Below are 15,123 nucleotides of genomic sequence, written 5' to 3' on the forward strand. Positions count from 1 at the left end.
GCCAGGGGTTTGCCTTGCGGCGTACAAGGGGTGCCATGACCGACCCGACGCCGCCCCAGCCTGCCCGCACCATTCCCGTTCGCACCGCGCCACCGGTGCCCCCGGCGCGCAGCGGCAAGCCGGCGCCGGTGACTGGGCCGTGGCGGCCGTGGATGCTGATGGTGGCGCCGCACCGGCTGGCGTTCTGGCTGGCCATGCTGATCCTGGTGGTGGCCAGCGGCTGGTGGCTGCTGGTGCAGGAAGACCGCGTGCACGGCTGGTTCGGCCTGGGCTACGCCGTGTCGCCCACGCTGACGCACGCGGCGGCCATGGTGTTCGGCTTCATGCCGCTGTTCTTTGCCGGCTTTCTGTTCACCGCCGGGCCCAACTGGCTGCGGGTGGAGCCGCTGCCGGTGCCGCGCCTGCAGTGGCCGCTGTTCCTGCAGGCGGGCGGCTGGCTGCTGTGGCTGGCGGGCGCGCATCTGCAGGCGGGTGTGGCCCTGGCCGGGCTGGCGCTGGCCTGGCTGGGGCTGGCGTGGATGTTCATGCTGTATTGGCAGCTGGTGCGCGCCAGCCGGGCGGAAGACCGCATGCACGCCAAGTCGGTGGGCGTGGGCGGCATCGTCGGCGTGCTCAGCCTGGCCGGCACCGGGCTGGCCATGCTGGCCGGCCACGACGCGCTGGCCCTGGTGCTGGTGCGCACGGCGCTGTGGGGCTTCATCGTGGTGGTGTACGTCAGCGTGGCGCACCGCATGATTCCGTTCTTCACCTCCAACGTGCTGCCGCTGATCGAGCTGTGGCGGCCGTTCTGGGTGCTGCGGCTGATGCTGGGCGTGGCGGCGTTCGAGGTGTTGGCGCTGTGGGTCGACTTCTTCGCGCCCTCGCAGCAGGCCTGGCCGGCGTGGACGGTGCTCGCCATCGCCGTCGAGCTGGCTGCCGGCGGCGTGCTGCTGTGGCTGGCGGTGGTGTGGGGCCTGGTGCAGAGCCTGAAGATCCGCCTGCTGGCGATGCTGCACGTGGGCTTCGTGTGGCTGGGGCTGGCGCTGTTGTACAGCGCGGCATCGCAGGCGCTGTGGCTGGCCACGGGGCAGCCGGTGCTGGGGCTGGGCGCGCTGCATGCGCTGTCGATGGGCTTCCTGGGCTCGATCATGGTGGCCATGGTCACACGCGTGTCGTGCGGCCACAGCGGGCGCGCGCTGGTGGCCGACAACCCGGTGTGGGCCATGTTCTGGCTGCTGCAGGTGGCCGTCGGCGTGCGCCTGCTGGCGGCGGTGCAGGGCATGCCCATGTGGCTGACGGCGCTGGCCGCACTGCTGTGGACCGCGATTCTCACCGCGTGGGCGCTGCGTTACGCTAACTGGTATGGAAGACCCCGCATCGACGGCAAAGCCGGCTGACAACCCCCCCGCCCTGGGCCACCCCCGTCCGCCCGAGGTGGTGGAACTGGCCCACGCCCTGATCCACACGCGCCAGACCATCTTGCCCAAGCGGCTGGCCGAGCCCGGCCCCGATGCCGCGCAGCTGCAGGCCATCCTGGGCGCGGCGGCCAGCGCGCCCGATCACCACGAGCTGCTGCCCTGGCGCTTCGTGCTGGTGCCGGCCGGGGCGCGCGATCGCCTGGCCGAGGTGTTCGCCACGGCGCTGCTCGAACGCGACGCCAGCGCCACGCCGCAGCAGGTGGCGCAGGCGCGCGAGAAGGCCTACCGCTCGCCCCTGCTGCTGCTGGCGGTGGTGCGCCTGCGCGACGACGATGCCGAGATCGAACCGCACGAGCGCATCGTCTCGGCCGGCTGCGCGGTGCAGAACATGCTGCTGATGGCACACGCGCAGGGCTTTGGCGGTGCGCTGACCAGCGGCAAGGCGCTGCAGTCGGCGCCGCTGCGCACGCTGTTCGGCCTGCAGCCCGACGAGCAGGCGCTGTGCTTCGTCAACATCGGCACGGTGGTCAAGGCCAGGCCGGTGCGCCTGCGGCCCCAGGCGGCGCAGTACGTCAGCACGTTGCCGGATCGTTGATTGCTATCATTAAAGTAGCTTTCAGCGCCCGTCAGACAAGCGCTGAAGCCTGTTTTTGTTCATAAAACCATCGTGCATCCATGACACACCCCAGCGCCCTCGTGCTGTTCTCTGGCGGGCAGGATTCGACCACCTGCCTGGCCCACGCGCTGACGCGCTACCAGCGCGTCGAGACCATCGGCTTCGACTACGGCCAGCGCCACCACGTCGAGCTGCAGCAGCGCCAGGTGGTGCTGCGCGCACTGCGGGCGCGCTTTCCGGCCTGGCGCCAGCGCCTGGGCGAGGACCACGTGATCGACATGGCTGTGCTGGGCCAGGTCAGCGAGACCTCGCTCACGCGCGACATGGCGATCGAGCTGGAGCGCAGCGGCCTGCCCAACACCTTCGTGCCGGGCCGCAACCTGGTGTTCCTGACCTTCGCTGGCGCGCTGGCCTATCGGCGCGGCCTGCAGGCGCTGGTCACCGGCGTGTGCGAGACCGACTATTCCGGCTACCCCGACTGCCGCGACGACACCATGAAGGCCATGCAGATCGCGCTGTCGCTGGGCATGGACCGGCGCTTCCTGGTCGACACCCCACTGATGTGGATCGACAAGGCCGCCACCTGGCAGCTGGCGCACGACCTGGGCCAGCAGGGCGATGCGGCTGGCGGCGGCGATGCGCTGGTCGAGCTGATCGTGGAGCACTCGCACACCTGCTACACCGGCGACCGCAGCCGGCGCCACGCCTGGGGCTACGGCTGCGGCACCTGCCCCGCGTGCCAGCTGCGCGCGCAGGGCTGGGCGCGCTGGCGGCCATCGCGCGCGGCGCCGTCATCCGATTGAAATCACGCTGTCTCGGCGGCGCGCTATGCTGGCCGTTTTGACCGAAAGGAGAACACCCATGCGACTGCAAGGCAAGACCATGATCGTCACCGGCGGTGCCAGCGGCATCGGCCTGGCCACGGTGGAGCGCTGCCTGAAGGAGGGCGCCAAGGTGGTGCTGTCCGACCTGGCCGGCAGCGATGGCGCCGCGCGCGCCCAGGCGCTCGACGCCATGGGCGCACGCTGCCTGTTCATGCCCTGCGACGTGACCTCGACCGAGCAGGTCGATGCGCTGGTGGCGAACACGGTCGAACAGTGGGGCAGCGTGGACATCGTGTTCGCCAACGCCGGCATCGGCGGCACGGGCGATGCCGCCGACACCACCGACGCTGATTACCTGCGCACCATCGACATCAACCTGAACGGCGTGTTCCGCACCGCGCGCGCGGCGCTGCGACAGATGTACCGCCAGGGCTCGGGCAGCATCATCAACTGCGCGTCGATCCTGGGCGCGCTGGGGCAGAGCGGCACCGTGGCCTATTCGGCGGCCAAGGGCGGCGTGGTTAACATGACGCGCACGCTGGCCATCGAGGCGGCGCCGCGCGGCGTGCGTGTCAACTCCATCGGCCCCGGCTACATCGACACGCCGCTGCTCAAGGATTTTCCGGACGAGATGCGCCAGGCCCTGATCCGGCTGCACCCCATCGGTCGCCTGGGCCGCGACGAAGAAGTGGCCAACGCCGTGCTGTTCCTGGGCAGCGACGAGGCCAGCTTCGTCACCGGGGCCTACCTGCTGGTGGATGGCGGATACGCGGCCGGCAAGTCCTGATCGCCCTGCGGCGCCGGCCGGGCTGCGCACGTGCGTGGCCAATGCTGCGCGCGCATGTGGTCATTGCCCGACAGACGCGGCGGGTGAAAAATGCCATCATGCTGGCCGTGCACCGGGCAAGGCTTCATTGGTCGGGGCACAAGGCGGCGAGGGAGCCGCCGGCCGACGATCCACCACTACAACGCAAACACAATATGCGCTCTTATTCGCACCGCGCGCCTGGTCATGGCCCGCGCTTCCGTTCTTCCGTACCGGTCGCGTTGCCGGCGAGCAGGCACTTTGTCCAAGTGGCCCTGGCCCTGGCCCTGGGGGCTGGCGCCGTCGGCGGCGCCGCGGCCCAAGGCGTCGACTGGACGCTGACCGGCGGCGAGGCGAAGAAGGGCGACGTCAAGAAGCTGGGCGTCATCGCCGGCTGGACGCGGGCCGAGCCGCTGTGGCAGGGCCAGCAGTGGCGCCTGAAGCTGCGGCACGAGGTCGAACTGTCCGCCTGGGACGTGCCCAAGGCCAGCGACCTGATCGAATTCGGCTATTCCCCCGTGTTCCGGATCGAGCGTCCGTTCTCGGGCGGCACCATCGCCTTCTTTGTCGAAGCCTCGATCGGCGTGCGCCTGCTGTCGCACACCCGCATTTCGCCCACCCGCACGCTCAGCACCGCCTTCCAGTTCAGCGACCAGCTGGGGCTGGGCGTGCAGTGGGGGCGCGACGCGCGTTCGACGCTGGGCGTGCGCTACCAGCACATCTCCAACGCCGGCATCAAGAAGCCGAACCCGGGCATGGATTTCGTGCTGCTGTACTACACGCACCGCTTCTGAAGTGAAACACCCCCCTGAGCCGCCTGCGGCGTCTTCCCCCCTCTCCTGCGGGAGGGGGGACACAGCCAGTGCCCGGCGCAGGTCCGGGCACGGCTGTCGCTGGCCCGGCCTGCTCCGCGGCCTCTCGGCTCTTTCGTTTCATGCGCCGCGGGTGGTGCGGCAGCGCCATGGATAGCTGATTGCGCAGTGTCCGCACGCGACTGCACCGTTTTCCTCTGATTCAAGCTGGCGTGGCCAGCGACCCGGTGCTGAAGCGATAGCGCGCGGCGCCGTCGGGCGCAGCGGGCTCCAGCTGCCAGCGCTGCGCATGAAAGGCCGCCACGCTGGGCCGGTGGGCGATCGACAGCAGGGCGCCGCCGGCGCGCTCGGTCATGGCCTTCAGCCGCGTGTACAGGGCTTGCTCGGCCGGCACGTCGAGCGCGCTGGTGGCTTCGTCGGCCAGCACCCAGGCCGGTTGCTTCAGCAGCACGCGCGCGATCGCCAGGCGTTGCTGCTCGCCGCCGCTCAGCTTCTGCGTCCAGTTGTCGCGCTCATTCAGCCGTTTGGCCAGATCGGGCAGCAGCGCGTCCTGCAGCGCGGTCCTCAGCTGCTCGTCGGTGTAGTCGCTGGCCGGCTCGGGGTAGGCCAGGGCGTCGCGCAGCGCGCCGTCCGGAAAGTACGGACGCTGGGGGATGAACATGCTGCGCTGCGGCAGCGCCACCTGGCCTTGCGCCCAGGGCCAGATGCCGGCCAGCGCGCGGAACAGCGTGCTCTTGCCGCTGCCCGACGGCCCCTGCACCAGCGTGTGCTGGCCCGGCGCGGCGCGCAGCGTGGCACCTTGCACCAGCGTGGCGCCGGTGGGCAGTTGCAGCGTCAGGCCCTGCGTCTCGATTGCTTCTGAATTGATAGCTGCTGGCGCTTGCTGGACGGGCGCTGAAGCCTGATTTTGCTTGTAAAGCGCGGCTTCGAAGCTGGTCAGGCGTTCGGTGGTGGCGCGCCAGGCGGCCAGGCTGTCGTAGTTGTCGACGAACCAGGACAGGGCGCCCTGCACGCGGTCGAAGGCGCTCGAAATCTGCATCAGCTGGCCCAGCTGGATGGCGCCGCTGAAAAAGCGCGGCGCCGCGATGATGAAGGGAAACACCGCCGCCGCCTGCCCGAACAGGTTGGTGAAGCCGACCAGCTGCTTCTGCTTGGCAATCAGCCGCAGGTAGTTGGACAGCACGGCCGTGAAGCGCGTGTCCAGGTTGCGCTCCTCGACCTGCTCGCCGCGGTCGAGCGCGATCGATTCGCTGTATTCGCGCACCCGCACCAGGTGGTGGCGAAAGTCGGCCTCGCGCTTCTGCTGCTCGAAGTTCAGGCCGATCAGGGGGCGGCCGATGTAGTGCGTGAGCACGCTGCCCACGGTGCAGTACAGCACCGCCATCCACACCATGAAGCCGGGGATGGTGGTGGTGGTGCTGCCGTTGAAATTGAACGAGAAGCTGCCCGACAGCGCCCACAGCACGCCGACGAAGCTGACCAGCGTGACCACGGCGTTCAGAAAGCCCATCGACAGGCCGATGGTCTGGCTGGTGAACAGGTTCACGTCTTCCTGCAGGCGCTGGTCGGGGTTGTCGGGCACGCGCTGGCCGGGGTGGGGCAGGCCGGCTTCGGTGGTGGTGGGCTCGGGCGCGCCGGCGTAGCGCGCCAGCTCCATGCGGTAGAAGGCATGGCCGCTGAGCCAGCGGTGCATCAGGTCGCGCGTCATCCAGGCGCGCCAGCGCACCTGCAGCAGCTGCGTGAGGTAGAAGCGGTAGACGGCGATGACGATGAAGATCATCGCCAGGTACGTGAAGCGGCCCAGCTGGGTCCAGAACACGTCCTGGTTCTTGTTCTGCAGCGCGTCGAAGAACACGCGGTTCCACTCGTTGATCTGCACCAGCATGTACACCGCGCCCAGGTTGAGCGCGACGATGGCCGCCAGCAGGCCGCGTGCCTTCCAGCGCTCGTCGGACGAGCGGAAGTAGGGCGCGGACAGGTGCCAGACCTGGCGCAGGAAATTCCCGAAACGGGCGAGCTTGTCGGACCAGGCCATGACTGGACTTTCTTGTGGGGCGAAGAAGGCCGCATGCTAGCGGCCCGGGCGGGGCGGGGGCGTGGGGGCGGCACGCCGGGTGGGGTGATCAGGGGCGTGGCCACGCCATGCCAACGCCCTGTTTCATATACTCCCCTGCATGCGCCGCGAAAGCGCCCGCCAGATAGGCGCTGGAGATGCATACTCCCCTGTTGCAGGCAATCCGGCGGGCCATGTGCGGCGGCAGTCCTGCTGCGGCGCGAAGCGTGCCGCGGGCGGTGGCGGCGCTTCAGCGCTGCGCGTCGGGCGCCGCTGTGGCGCTGTCGCGCCCGAGCGCGGCCGCCTGCGCCTGCTGCTTCTGCAGGGCCTCGCGCTTGCGCCGCTCCTGCCGTTCGGCGCGGCGGCGGTCGGCCACAGTGCGGATTTCCTGCTGCGTCAGGTAGCCGTCGCCGTTCAGGTCGGCGTTGCGGAAATACTCGGCCAGCGACGGGCTGAGCCGGAACGCCACCTTGGCCTCGTCGCGCGAGATGCGGCCGTCCTGGTTGGCATCCAGCATGCTGAACCACTTCAGCGCCTGCTGTTCGCCCTTGCTGGGTTTCTTGGGGCTGGTGGCGGGCACATCGGCAGGCTGCGCCACGGCGGGTGCCATGCCGAAGGGCAGGGCGATGACAACGAACGACAGAAGCAGGCGCGAAACACTCATGCCCGGTTGGAGTCCGCTCGGCGCCGCGGGGTTTCGCGCGCCGCCGCCAAATTTGTAACACCAGCGGCCACGTGGCCGGCCGGCACGTGCTGCGCGGCGTGCTCGATGTGGCCGGTCTGGTCGTCGAAGAAGAAGTCGGGCTCGAACTCGCGCAGGAACTCGCCCTTGGGCAGGCCGCCGAGGAACAGGGCCTCGTCCACGCTCACGCCCCAGTGCATCAGGGTGCGGATCGGGCGCTCGTGCGCCGGCGCGCTGCGCGCCGTGACCAGCGCCGTGCGGATGCGCATGCGCGCGGCGCCACCGTGCTGCAGCCGGTGCAGCGCCGCCAGAAAGGGCTGGAAGGGGCCGGGCGGCAGCGGCAGGTTGGCCTTCTCGATCTCGTGCGACTGGAAGGCGTCCAGCCCGCCGCTCTGGAACACGCGCTCGGCCTCGTCGGAGAACAGCACGGCGTCGCCGTCGAAGGCGATGCGCACTTCGTCGGGGTGGCGGTCGCCGGCGCGCGCCGACTGCGTGGCCACCTGCGCCGCCGGGTAGCCCAGCGCCAGCGCCTCGCGCACGTCGGCGCCGTTGGCCGACAGGAACAGGTGTGCGCCCAGCGGCCGCACGTAGCGGAACGGGTCGGCCCCCTGCGTGAACACGCCGCGCTGAATCTGCCGCAGCCCGTGCGCCGCCGCCGAGCGGAACACCCGCATGCCGCTCACCGGATCATTGCGCGACAGCACCACCACCTCCACGCGCTGCTGCCCTGGCTCGTTGAAGGCCAGCAGCTTCTTCACCAGCGAGAACGCCACGCCCGGCTTGGCCGGCACGTCGATGCGCTCGAACTGCAGGCGCATGTAGGCCTCGGCATCGCCGGCCTCGAACAGCTGGTTTTCCTCCTCGAAATCGAACAGCGCGCGCGAGGAAATGGCGACGACGAGCTGGTTGTGCAAGGTGGTGGCCATGGTGGAGGTCAGTGCGTGGATGCTTGAGGAACCCATGGCCGCGCAGCAGGCCAAGCCAGAACGCCGTGCGCGGGGTCCCCCCGCGCACCAGCGTTGTCCCCCTGGGGGGAAGGCGCCGAAGGCGACTCAGGGGGGATCACTTCACCCACTGGTTGAGCTGGATGATCGGCAGCATCACCGCCAGCACGATCAGCATCACGATCACGCCCATGGCGACGATGAGCAGCGGCTCCAGCACGGTGGCCAGCTGCATGGCGCGGCGCTGCACCTCGGCGCTGAGCTGGTTGGCCGCGCGCTGCAGCATCAGCGGCAGCTGGCCGGTCTGCTCGCCCAAGCGGGCGAACATGGCCAGCAGGCCGGGAAAGCGCTTCTTCTGCGCCAGCGCGCTGGCCAGCGGCGCGCCTTCGCGCACCATCACCAGGGCGTCCTCGGCGTCGGCGCGCATGGCGGTGTTGTGCAGGGTTTCGGCCGCGGCCTGCAGCGCGCGCAGGATTGGCACGCCAGCCCCGGCCAGCATGGCCAGCGTGCTGCCGAAGCGCGCCGCGTTGTAGCCGCGCGCCAGCCGGCCCACCAGCGGCAGGCGCAGCCAGAAGGCATCGAACTTCTGGCGAAAAGCGGGGTTTTTCAGCGCCAGGCGGGCGCCGACAGCTATCAGTACCATAGCGCCCAGCAGCCACCAGCCATAGCCGCGCACGAAGTCGCTCAAGGACAGCATGGCGATCGTGATCCACGGCAGGCTGCGCTGCGTGCCGGCGAACACCGTGGCCACCTGCGGCACCACGTAGCTGACCAGGAAGATCACGATCACGATGGCCACCAGGGTGACGATGGCCGGGTACAGCGCAGCGCCGATCAGCTTGGCCTTCAGCGCCTGGCGCTCTTCCAGGTCGTCGGCCAGGCGCTCCAGCACGGTGCCCAGGTGGCCGCCCTGCTCGCCGGCGGCGATGACGGCGGTGTAGACGGGGCTGAACTCGCGCGGCTGCTGCGCCATGGCCTTGGCCAGCGGCGAGCCGGCGTTGACCTCCGAGCGCAGGCTGGCGATCAGGTTGCGCTGGCGTTCGTCCTCGGCCTCGTCGGTCAGGGCAGTGAGCGAGCGCTCCAGCGGCAGGCCCGATGCGACCAGGCCGGCCAGCTGCCGCGTCCAGATCGCCAGCTGCGTGCTGTTGAAGGCGCGGCCGCCGCCGATGGGGCGCGACAGCACCGAGCCGCCGGCGCCACCCGCCACCGGCTCCACCGCCAGCGGCACCAGCGCCTGCCCGCGCAGCAGCGCGCGCGCAGCCTTGGCGGTGTCGGCCTCGATCACGCCCTTGCGGGACTTGCCGTCGGCTTGCAGGGCTTCGAAGGTGTAGGCGGGCACGTCGCGGTGGTGCAGAGCGCCGATGCTGGCGCGAAGCCGCCAATGGTAGCGGCTGGCTGCCCGCGCCCTCAGTCTGCGCTCAGCATTTGCACCTGCGTGGCGTACTGGCTCTCGATGCGCGCCAGCCGGGCCTGGCGCGCCGCATCGTTGATCCAGGTGGCGGAGTGCGCGCTGTCCAGGTCGAGCTGGCGCGTGAGGCGGGCCACCGGCAGCAGCGCGCGGTTGTCGGCGGGCAGGAAGCCGGCGAAGTCGTGCAGGCCTTTCAGCGCCGCGCGCTGCTGCTCGGCCTGTGCGCCGCTGCCGCGCCCGTATTGCGCCAGAAAGCGCTGGGCGCGGCCGCGCATGGCGTCGCCGTGGGCGTTGCGCAGCACGATGAAGCCGTGCGGCACCAGCTCGGACTGCCACAGCACCCGCAGGCGCGCCGTCTCGGCCGGGAACTGCGTGCGGAAGCGCTCGAAGTCGGCGCTGTTGTTGGTGGCCAGGTCGGCCTCGCCATTGGCCACAGCCAGTGCGGTGCGCTGGTGCGTGCCGACGATGTCGCCCTGAAAGCGGGTCTCGATGTCGATCTGGCGCGGCAGGAACAGCTGCAGCTTGGGCACGATGAAGCCCGACATCGAGCGCTTTTCGCCGCGCGCCAGCCGCCAGCGGCCGGGCTCCACCAGCACCGCCTCCAGGTCGCGCACCGGGCCGCCTTCGCGCGCCAGCAGCAGCGCGCGGTAGCCGGGCAGGCCGTCGTGTCGCGTCACCTGGGCGATGGCGCGCATGTCGTGCTGGGTCACGGCGTCCAGCGCCATCTTGCCGGAGAGGAAGGCCAGATCCACCTCGCCGCGGCGCACGGCCTCGCCCAGTCCTTCGTAGGACGTGGCCGAGAACATGTGGATGGGGCGGCCGAGCGCCTGCATCAGCTCGTCCAGCAGCGGCTCCCAGCCGGTGCGTGAATCCACCATGCCACCGATCGGCAGGATGCCGAAGCGCAGCGGGGCACGGGCGTCCTCGCCGGCCCGCAGCGCCAGCGGCCAGCAGGCCACCGCGGCGGCGGCCAGCACCGCCTGGCGGCGCGTGGGCCCAGCGTCCCGGGCGGTGTGCGGCAACGGTGTACCGCCGGTGATGTGGACATTCTTCATGGTTTGTGGCACGGTCCAATGCATTGATTCTCACGCATTTCGCATTGGGTTACATGCCATGAACGGGGTATCGACACCATCGCATCGGCGGGCAGGGCTGTCGCTGGTGTGGCAGCTGGTGCTGCTGGCGGTGGTGCCGGCGGTGCTGGCGGTGGGGGCGCTGCTGGTGCTGACCACGCGGCAGTACCTGCAGGGCATCGAGCACCACATCCGCCAGCAGGGGGAAACGCTGGCGCAGCAGCTGTCGGCCTCGGCGCAGGCGCCGCTGGCGCGCGAGGACCGGCGCGCGCTGCTGCGGCTGGCCGAGGCCACCATGTCGCAACCGCATGTGCAGCAGGTGCAGGTGTGGTCGCCCGAAGGGGAACTGCTGGCCAACGTCAACACCGCCGACCTGCGGCGCTAGGAGGGCCTGCTGGTGCGCGCGCCGGTGGCCAGCGCGGGCGGCGGCGTGCCGGGGCAGGTCGGCATCGACATCGGCCTGGACGAGTTGCGCGCCGCCGAGGCGCGCGCCTGGACCGGCGTGCTGCTGGCGGTGGCGGCGTGCCTGGCGGCCGTGCTGCTGGCCGGCGTGTGGGCGGCGCGTCGCATCAGCGCGCCGGTGCTCAAGCTGGCCAGCGCCGTCGACCGGCTGGCCGCCGGCGAGCCGGTGCAGGTGACGCTGGAGGGCACCGCGGAAGTGCGCCATCTGCAGCAAGGCTTCAACGCCGCCGCCACCGCCCTGCACGACGGCCGGCAGCTGCTGGAGCAGCGCGTGCGCGAGGCCACGGCCGAGCTGGCCGAGAAGAACCGCGCCATCGAGCAGGCCAGCCAGGCCAAGACGCGCCTGCTGGCCGCCGCCAGCCATGACCTGCGCCAGCCGCTGCACGCGCTGACGCTGTTCTCGGAAGGACTGGCCAGGGACGAGCCCGACCCGGCGCGGCAGCAGCGTATCCGCCATGTGCGCGAATGCGTGGCCTCGCTGGACCATCTGTTCGCCGAGCTGCTGAACATCTCGCAGATCGACGCCGGCGTGCTGCAGCCGCGGCATTCGGACTTCGCGCTGGACCGCCTGTTCGACGACGTCAGCCGCAACTTCCGCCCGGTGGCCGAGGCGCAGCATCTGCGCCTGGTGGTGCGGCACACCGACCTGTGGGTGCGGTCGGACTACTTCATGCTGTCGCGCATCGTCGGCAACCTGGTGGCCAACGCCGTGCGCTACACGCCGCGCGGGGGCGTGCTGGTGGCGGCGCGCCGCCGCGGGCCGCAGGTGCGCATCGACGTGATCGACACCGGCATCGGCATCGCGCCCGAGCACCAGCAGCGCATCTTCGACGAGTTCTATCAGGCCCCGTCGAGCCCGGACCTGGCCGCGCGCGGCACGGGTCTGGGCCTGGCCACCGTGCAGCGGCTGGCCGGGCTGCTCGGCCTGCAGATCGGCCTGACATCGGCGCCCGGCCGGGGCGCGCGCTTTCATTTCGAGGTGCCCATGGCCGCACCCGAGCCGGCCTGGGCGCCGGCGGCCGACGAGGCCGCGGCGCTGCCCATGCCCTGCGATGCCCTGGCGCCGCCGGCGCAGGACGGGCGTGCGGTGCCAGCGGCGCCGCTGCCGGCGCTGGTGCCGCCCGGCGCGCAGGCGCCGCTGGCCGTGGCGTGAGGCACTGGCCTACGCCTTTTGGCCGGTGCCCGGCGCCTTGATCCGCGCGTGCAACCCGTTTATCGTCAAAGTGGTCCCGCGACCGCCTGAAGGCCGCATCAACCTTGCAGTCACGCCATGAAAATCCTCATCGCCGACGACCACCGCCTCATCCTGGAAGCCGTGGCTGAGAAACTGGCCGAGCTGGCGCCGCAGGTCAGCTTCGTGCAGGCGCTGAGCGTGCAGGAGTTGCTCGACAGCGTGTCGGCCGATCTGGACCTGGCCGTCATCGACCTCGGCATGCCCGGCGCACACGGCGTGGGCCACATCGCGCAGGTGCATCAGCGGCAACCGGGGCTTCGCATGGTGGTGCTGTCGGGCCAGGAAGACCCGGCCATCATGCATGCCGCGCTCGACGCCGGGGCATCGGGCTTCATCCCCAAGGCCTACTCGCCCGACGTCATGCTGTCGGCGATACGGCTGGTGCTGCAAGGCGGTGTGTACGTGCCGCCCCTGATGATGTCGCACCCTGGCCTAGACGACGGGCACCGCACGCCGGGCCCGGCCGCCAGCCCGCGGGGCGCGCATGCGGCGGCGGCGCACCTGCGCCATGTGCTGACGGATCGTCAACTCGAAGTGCTGAGCCTGCTGTCCGAAGGGCAGCAGAACAAGCAGATCGGCCGCAACCTGGGCATCAGCGAAGGCACGGTGAAGATTCACCTGGCCGCGATCTTTCGCGCGCTGAAGGTGCGCAACCGCACCGAGGCCGTGGTGGCGGCGCGGGCCGTCACCGCTGGGTGAGGTGAGAATTTATAAGAAAATTGGCTGCAGCGCCCGCCAGGTAAGCGCAAAAAGCTATATATGTGATAGCTAACGAGTCACTCGCAGACGAAAGTCAACGCGGTCTCCGCGCGCGGTGCCAGCAGGCCCGACGGGCTTTCCTTCAGGTCGACCTGCCTGAAGCGCTTGCCCTGCACGGCGCAATGCGCGGTGGCCTCCTGCGTGGCGGCGCGCGTCAGCGCCTCGGGCTGGGTGGCCACCACGCCGCGCTTGCTGATGGTCCACGAACCGTCGAACCCGGCCACCGGCCCGGTGCTGGTGGCGGCGCAGCTGGCCATCAACAGGGCAGGCGCCAAAGCAACCATGAATCCACGCATGCGGGCCTCCAGCCAGAGAAATGTGATCGGGATGATCGCACGATAGCCGCGCGCCGCCGGGGCTGCTGACGGCGCAGCACCTGCCACCGCCGGGCGAAGGCGCTGTTCTGCGTGTCGGCCAAGTGCCCGCGCCGCCAGCCGCGGTGTCGCACCCTCGACGAGGGTATTCAGTGGCCGCGCGGCCTGCTCGCAGTACCATGCGGCGGACGGCTCGTCCCTGCGGGCGATGCACCTTCCCGGCGATGCAGGCGTTCATGACCATCAGTGCTCTCGACCTCTTCAAGATCGGCGTCGGGCCCTCCAGCTCGCACACCGTGGGGCCCATGCGGGCGGCCTGGACCTTTGCCGAGCAGCTGCGCGCCGCGGGCTGGCTCGGCGCCGTGCAGCGCGTGCAGGTGCGGCTGTACGGCTCGCTGTCGGCCACCGGCATCGGGCACGGCACCGACCGCGCCACCGTGGCCGGATTGCTGGGCGAGCAGCCCGACCGGGTCGATCCCGATGCCATGGCGCAGGCGGTGGACGCCGTGCGGCTCGACGGCCGGCTGCGCCTGGCGGGCGAGCGCGAGATCGCGTTCGACTGGTCGCGCGACCTGCAACTGCTGCCCGTCAACCTGCCGCGCCACCCCAACGCCCTGCGGCTGACGGCGCACGGCGACGATGGCGCGGTGCTGTACGAGAACACCTATTACTCCGTCGGGGGCGGCTTCATCGTGGACGAGGCCCAGGCCGCCGCCGGCGGCAGCGGCGCGGACGACGTGGCCGTGGCGCTGCCCTACGCCAGCGGCGAACAGTTGCTGGCCCTGTGCCGGCAGCACGGCCTGCGCGTGGCCGACCTGGTGCTGCGCAACGAGCGCGCCTGGCGCCCCGACGCCGAAACGCGCAGCGCCCTGCTGGCGATCTGGCAGGTGATGAAAGGCTGCGTGGCGCGCGGCCTGAAGTGCGAGGGTGTGCTGCCCGGCGGGCTGGAGGTGCCGCGCCGGGCGCAGGCCATGCACGCCCGGCTGAACGCGCGCGACAGCCGCCCGAACCTCATCACGCAAACCTTCTCGGCCATGGACTGGGTGAACCTGTACGCCCTGGCGGTCAACGAGGAGAACGCCGCGGGCGGCCGCGTGGTGACGGCGCCCACCAACGGCGCGGCCGGCATCATTCCCGCGGTGCTGCACTACTTCATGGACTTCCAGCGTGGCGCCGGCGACGACGACGTGGTCGACTTCCTGCTGGCGGCCACCGCCATCGGCGTGCTGATCAAGACCAACGCCAGCATCTCGGGCGCCGAAGTCGGCTGCCAGGGCGAGGTCGGCTCGGCCTGTGCCATGGCCGCGGCCGGGCTGGCGCAGGTGCTGGGCGGCACGCCCGAGCAGATCGAGAACGCCGCCGAGATCGGCCTGGAACACAACCTGGGCCTGACCTGCGACCCCATTGGCGGCCTGGTGCAGGTACCCTGCATCGAGCGCAACGCCATGGCGGCCGTGAAGGCCATCAACGCCGCGCAGCTGGCGCTGTCGGGCGACGGCACGCACAAGGTCAGCCTCGACGCGGCCATCCTCACGCTGCGCGACACCGGGCGCGACATGCTCGACAAGTACAAGGAAACCTCGCGCGGCGGGCTGGCGGTGGCGTTCACCGAATGCTGAGGCGCGGGCAGGGCGCGATGCGCGCCAGAAGCCTGGCACCACCGACAGGAATCGAACCTGTATCTAGCGCTTAGGAGGCGCTCGTTCTATCCATTGAACTACGGCGGCAGGGCCCGGCGAT

15 protein-coding genes and 1 tRNA gene are annotated in these 15,123 nt (G+C 70.6%); 9 read left to right on the forward strand and 7 right to left on the reverse strand.

Annotated elements, in window-relative coordinates:
• Positions 1–35: 35 nt before the first annotated feature.
• The 5 genes from ACFSCU_RS08320 to ACFSCU_RS08340 all read left to right on the forward strand — a co-directional run bounded on the left by ACFSCU_RS08320 (position 36) and on the right by ACFSCU_RS08340 (position 4,436).
• Complete coding sequence (locus tag ACFSCU_RS08320; RefSeq protein ID WP_377560404.1) at positions 36–1,376, forward strand: NnrS family protein; 1,341 nt, start codon at positions 36–38, stop codon at positions 1,374–1,376.
• Positions 1,342–1,992 (forward strand): nitroreductase family protein, encoded by a 651-nt coding sequence (locus ACFSCU_RS08325; protein ID WP_377560405.1) that lies wholly within the window; start codon positions 1,342–1,344, stop codon positions 1,990–1,992. Before ACFSCU_RS08320 ends, ACFSCU_RS08325 begins: the two co-directional genes overlap by 35 nt.
• An 80-nt stretch (positions 1,993–2,072) precedes the next feature.
• The gene (gene queC, locus ACFSCU_RS08330; protein ID WP_180549801.1) at positions 2,073–2,816 is read left to right on the forward strand and encodes a 7-cyano-7-deazaguanine synthase QueC; all 744 of its coding nucleotides are present in this window, start codon (positions 2,073–2,075) and stop codon (positions 2,814–2,816) included.
• 58 nt (positions 2,817–2,874) lie between these two features.
• Entirely contained in the window at positions 2,875–3,624 is a 750-nt protein-coding gene (locus ACFSCU_RS08335) for an SDR family NAD(P)-dependent oxidoreductase (RefSeq protein WP_377560406.1), read from the forward strand.
• Between the two features lie 287 nt (positions 3,625–3,911).
• Positions 3,912–4,436, forward strand: a complete 525-nt coding sequence (locus tag ACFSCU_RS08340; RefSeq protein ID WP_377560408.1) for an acyloxyacyl hydrolase — start codon at positions 3,912–3,914, stop codon at positions 4,434–4,436.
• A 220-nt stretch (positions 4,437–4,656) separates the two neighbouring features.
• On the opposite strand, the gene ACFSCU_RS08345 is transcribed toward ACFSCU_RS08340, so the two are convergent.
• The 5 genes from ACFSCU_RS08345 to phnD all read right to left on the reverse strand — a co-directional run bounded on the left by ACFSCU_RS08345 (position 4,657) and on the right by phnD (position 10,596).
• Complete coding sequence (locus tag ACFSCU_RS08345) at positions 4,657–6,489, reverse strand: ABC transporter ATP-binding protein/permease (protein ID WP_377560409.1); 1,833 nt, start codon at positions 6,487–6,489, stop codon at positions 4,657–4,659.
• Positions 6,490–6,757: 268 nt separating this feature from the next.
• The gene (locus tag ACFSCU_RS08350; protein WP_180549799.1) at positions 6,758–7,171 is read right to left on the reverse strand and encodes an EF-hand domain-containing protein; all 414 of its coding nucleotides are present in this window, start codon (positions 7,169–7,171) and stop codon (positions 6,758–6,760) included.
• Entirely contained in the window at positions 7,168–8,115 is a 948-nt protein-coding gene (locus ACFSCU_RS08355; RefSeq protein ID WP_377560410.1) for a 5'-nucleotidase, read from the reverse strand. The genes ACFSCU_RS08350 and ACFSCU_RS08355 overlap by 4 nt, the downstream gene beginning before the upstream one ends.
• A 136-nt stretch (positions 8,116–8,251) precedes the next feature.
• Positions 8,252–9,472, reverse strand: a complete 1,221-nt coding sequence (gspF, locus tag ACFSCU_RS08360; RefSeq protein ID WP_377560411.1) for a type II secretion system inner membrane protein GspF — start codon at positions 9,470–9,472, stop codon at positions 8,252–8,254.
• Between the two features lie 68 nt (positions 9,473–9,540).
• Entirely contained in the window at positions 9,541–10,596 is a 1,056-nt protein-coding gene (gene phnD, locus ACFSCU_RS08365) for a phosphate/phosphite/phosphonate ABC transporter substrate-binding protein (protein ID WP_180549798.1), read from the reverse strand.
• Between the two features lie 58 nt (positions 10,597–10,654).
• Between phnD and ACFSCU_RS08370 the strand changes: the two genes are divergently transcribed.
• From ACFSCU_RS08370 to ACFSCU_RS08380, 3 genes are all read left to right on the forward strand, one after another.
• On the forward strand, positions 10,655–10,999 hold the full coding sequence (locus ACFSCU_RS08370; RefSeq protein ID WP_377560413.1) for a hypothetical protein: 345 nt from the start codon (positions 10,655–10,657) through the stop codon (positions 10,997–10,999).
• Positions 11,000–11,011: 12 nt separating this feature from the next.
• The gene (locus ACFSCU_RS08375) at positions 11,012–12,229 is read left to right on the forward strand and encodes a sensor histidine kinase (RefSeq protein ID WP_377560414.1); all 1,218 of its coding nucleotides are present in this window, start codon (positions 11,012–11,014) and stop codon (positions 12,227–12,229) included.
• Positions 12,230–12,346: 117 nt separating this feature from the next.
• Positions 12,347–13,009 carry a response regulator transcription factor gene (locus tag ACFSCU_RS08380; protein ID WP_333706995.1) on the forward strand — a complete coding sequence of 221 codons (663 nt, stop codon included), beginning with the start codon at positions 12,347–12,349 and terminating at the stop codon, positions 13,007–13,009.
• A gap of 77 nt (positions 13,010–13,086) precedes the next feature.
• On the opposite strand, the gene ACFSCU_RS08385 is transcribed toward ACFSCU_RS08380, so the two are convergent.
• Positions 13,087–13,365, reverse strand: a complete 279-nt coding sequence (locus ACFSCU_RS08385) for a hypothetical protein (protein WP_377560415.1) — start codon at positions 13,363–13,365, stop codon at positions 13,087–13,089.
• A gap of 254 nt (positions 13,366–13,619) precedes the next feature.
• On the opposite strand from ACFSCU_RS08385, the gene ACFSCU_RS08390 reads away from it, so the two are divergent.
• Entirely contained in the window at positions 13,620–15,002 is a 1,383-nt protein-coding gene (locus tag ACFSCU_RS08390) for an L-serine ammonia-lyase (protein WP_377560416.1), read from the forward strand.
• Positions 15,003–15,035: 33 nt separating this feature from the next.
• On the opposite strand, the gene ACFSCU_RS08395 is transcribed toward ACFSCU_RS08390, so the two are convergent.
• A tRNA-Arg gene (locus ACFSCU_RS08395) sits at positions 15,036–15,110 on the reverse strand.
• Between the last annotated feature and the right edge of the window lie 13 nt (positions 15,111–15,123).

Source organism: Ottowia beijingensis (genome assembly GCF_042680925.1).
GTDB lineage: Bacteria > Pseudomonadota > Gammaproteobacteria > Burkholderiales > Burkholderiaceae_C > Ottowia > Ottowia beijingensis.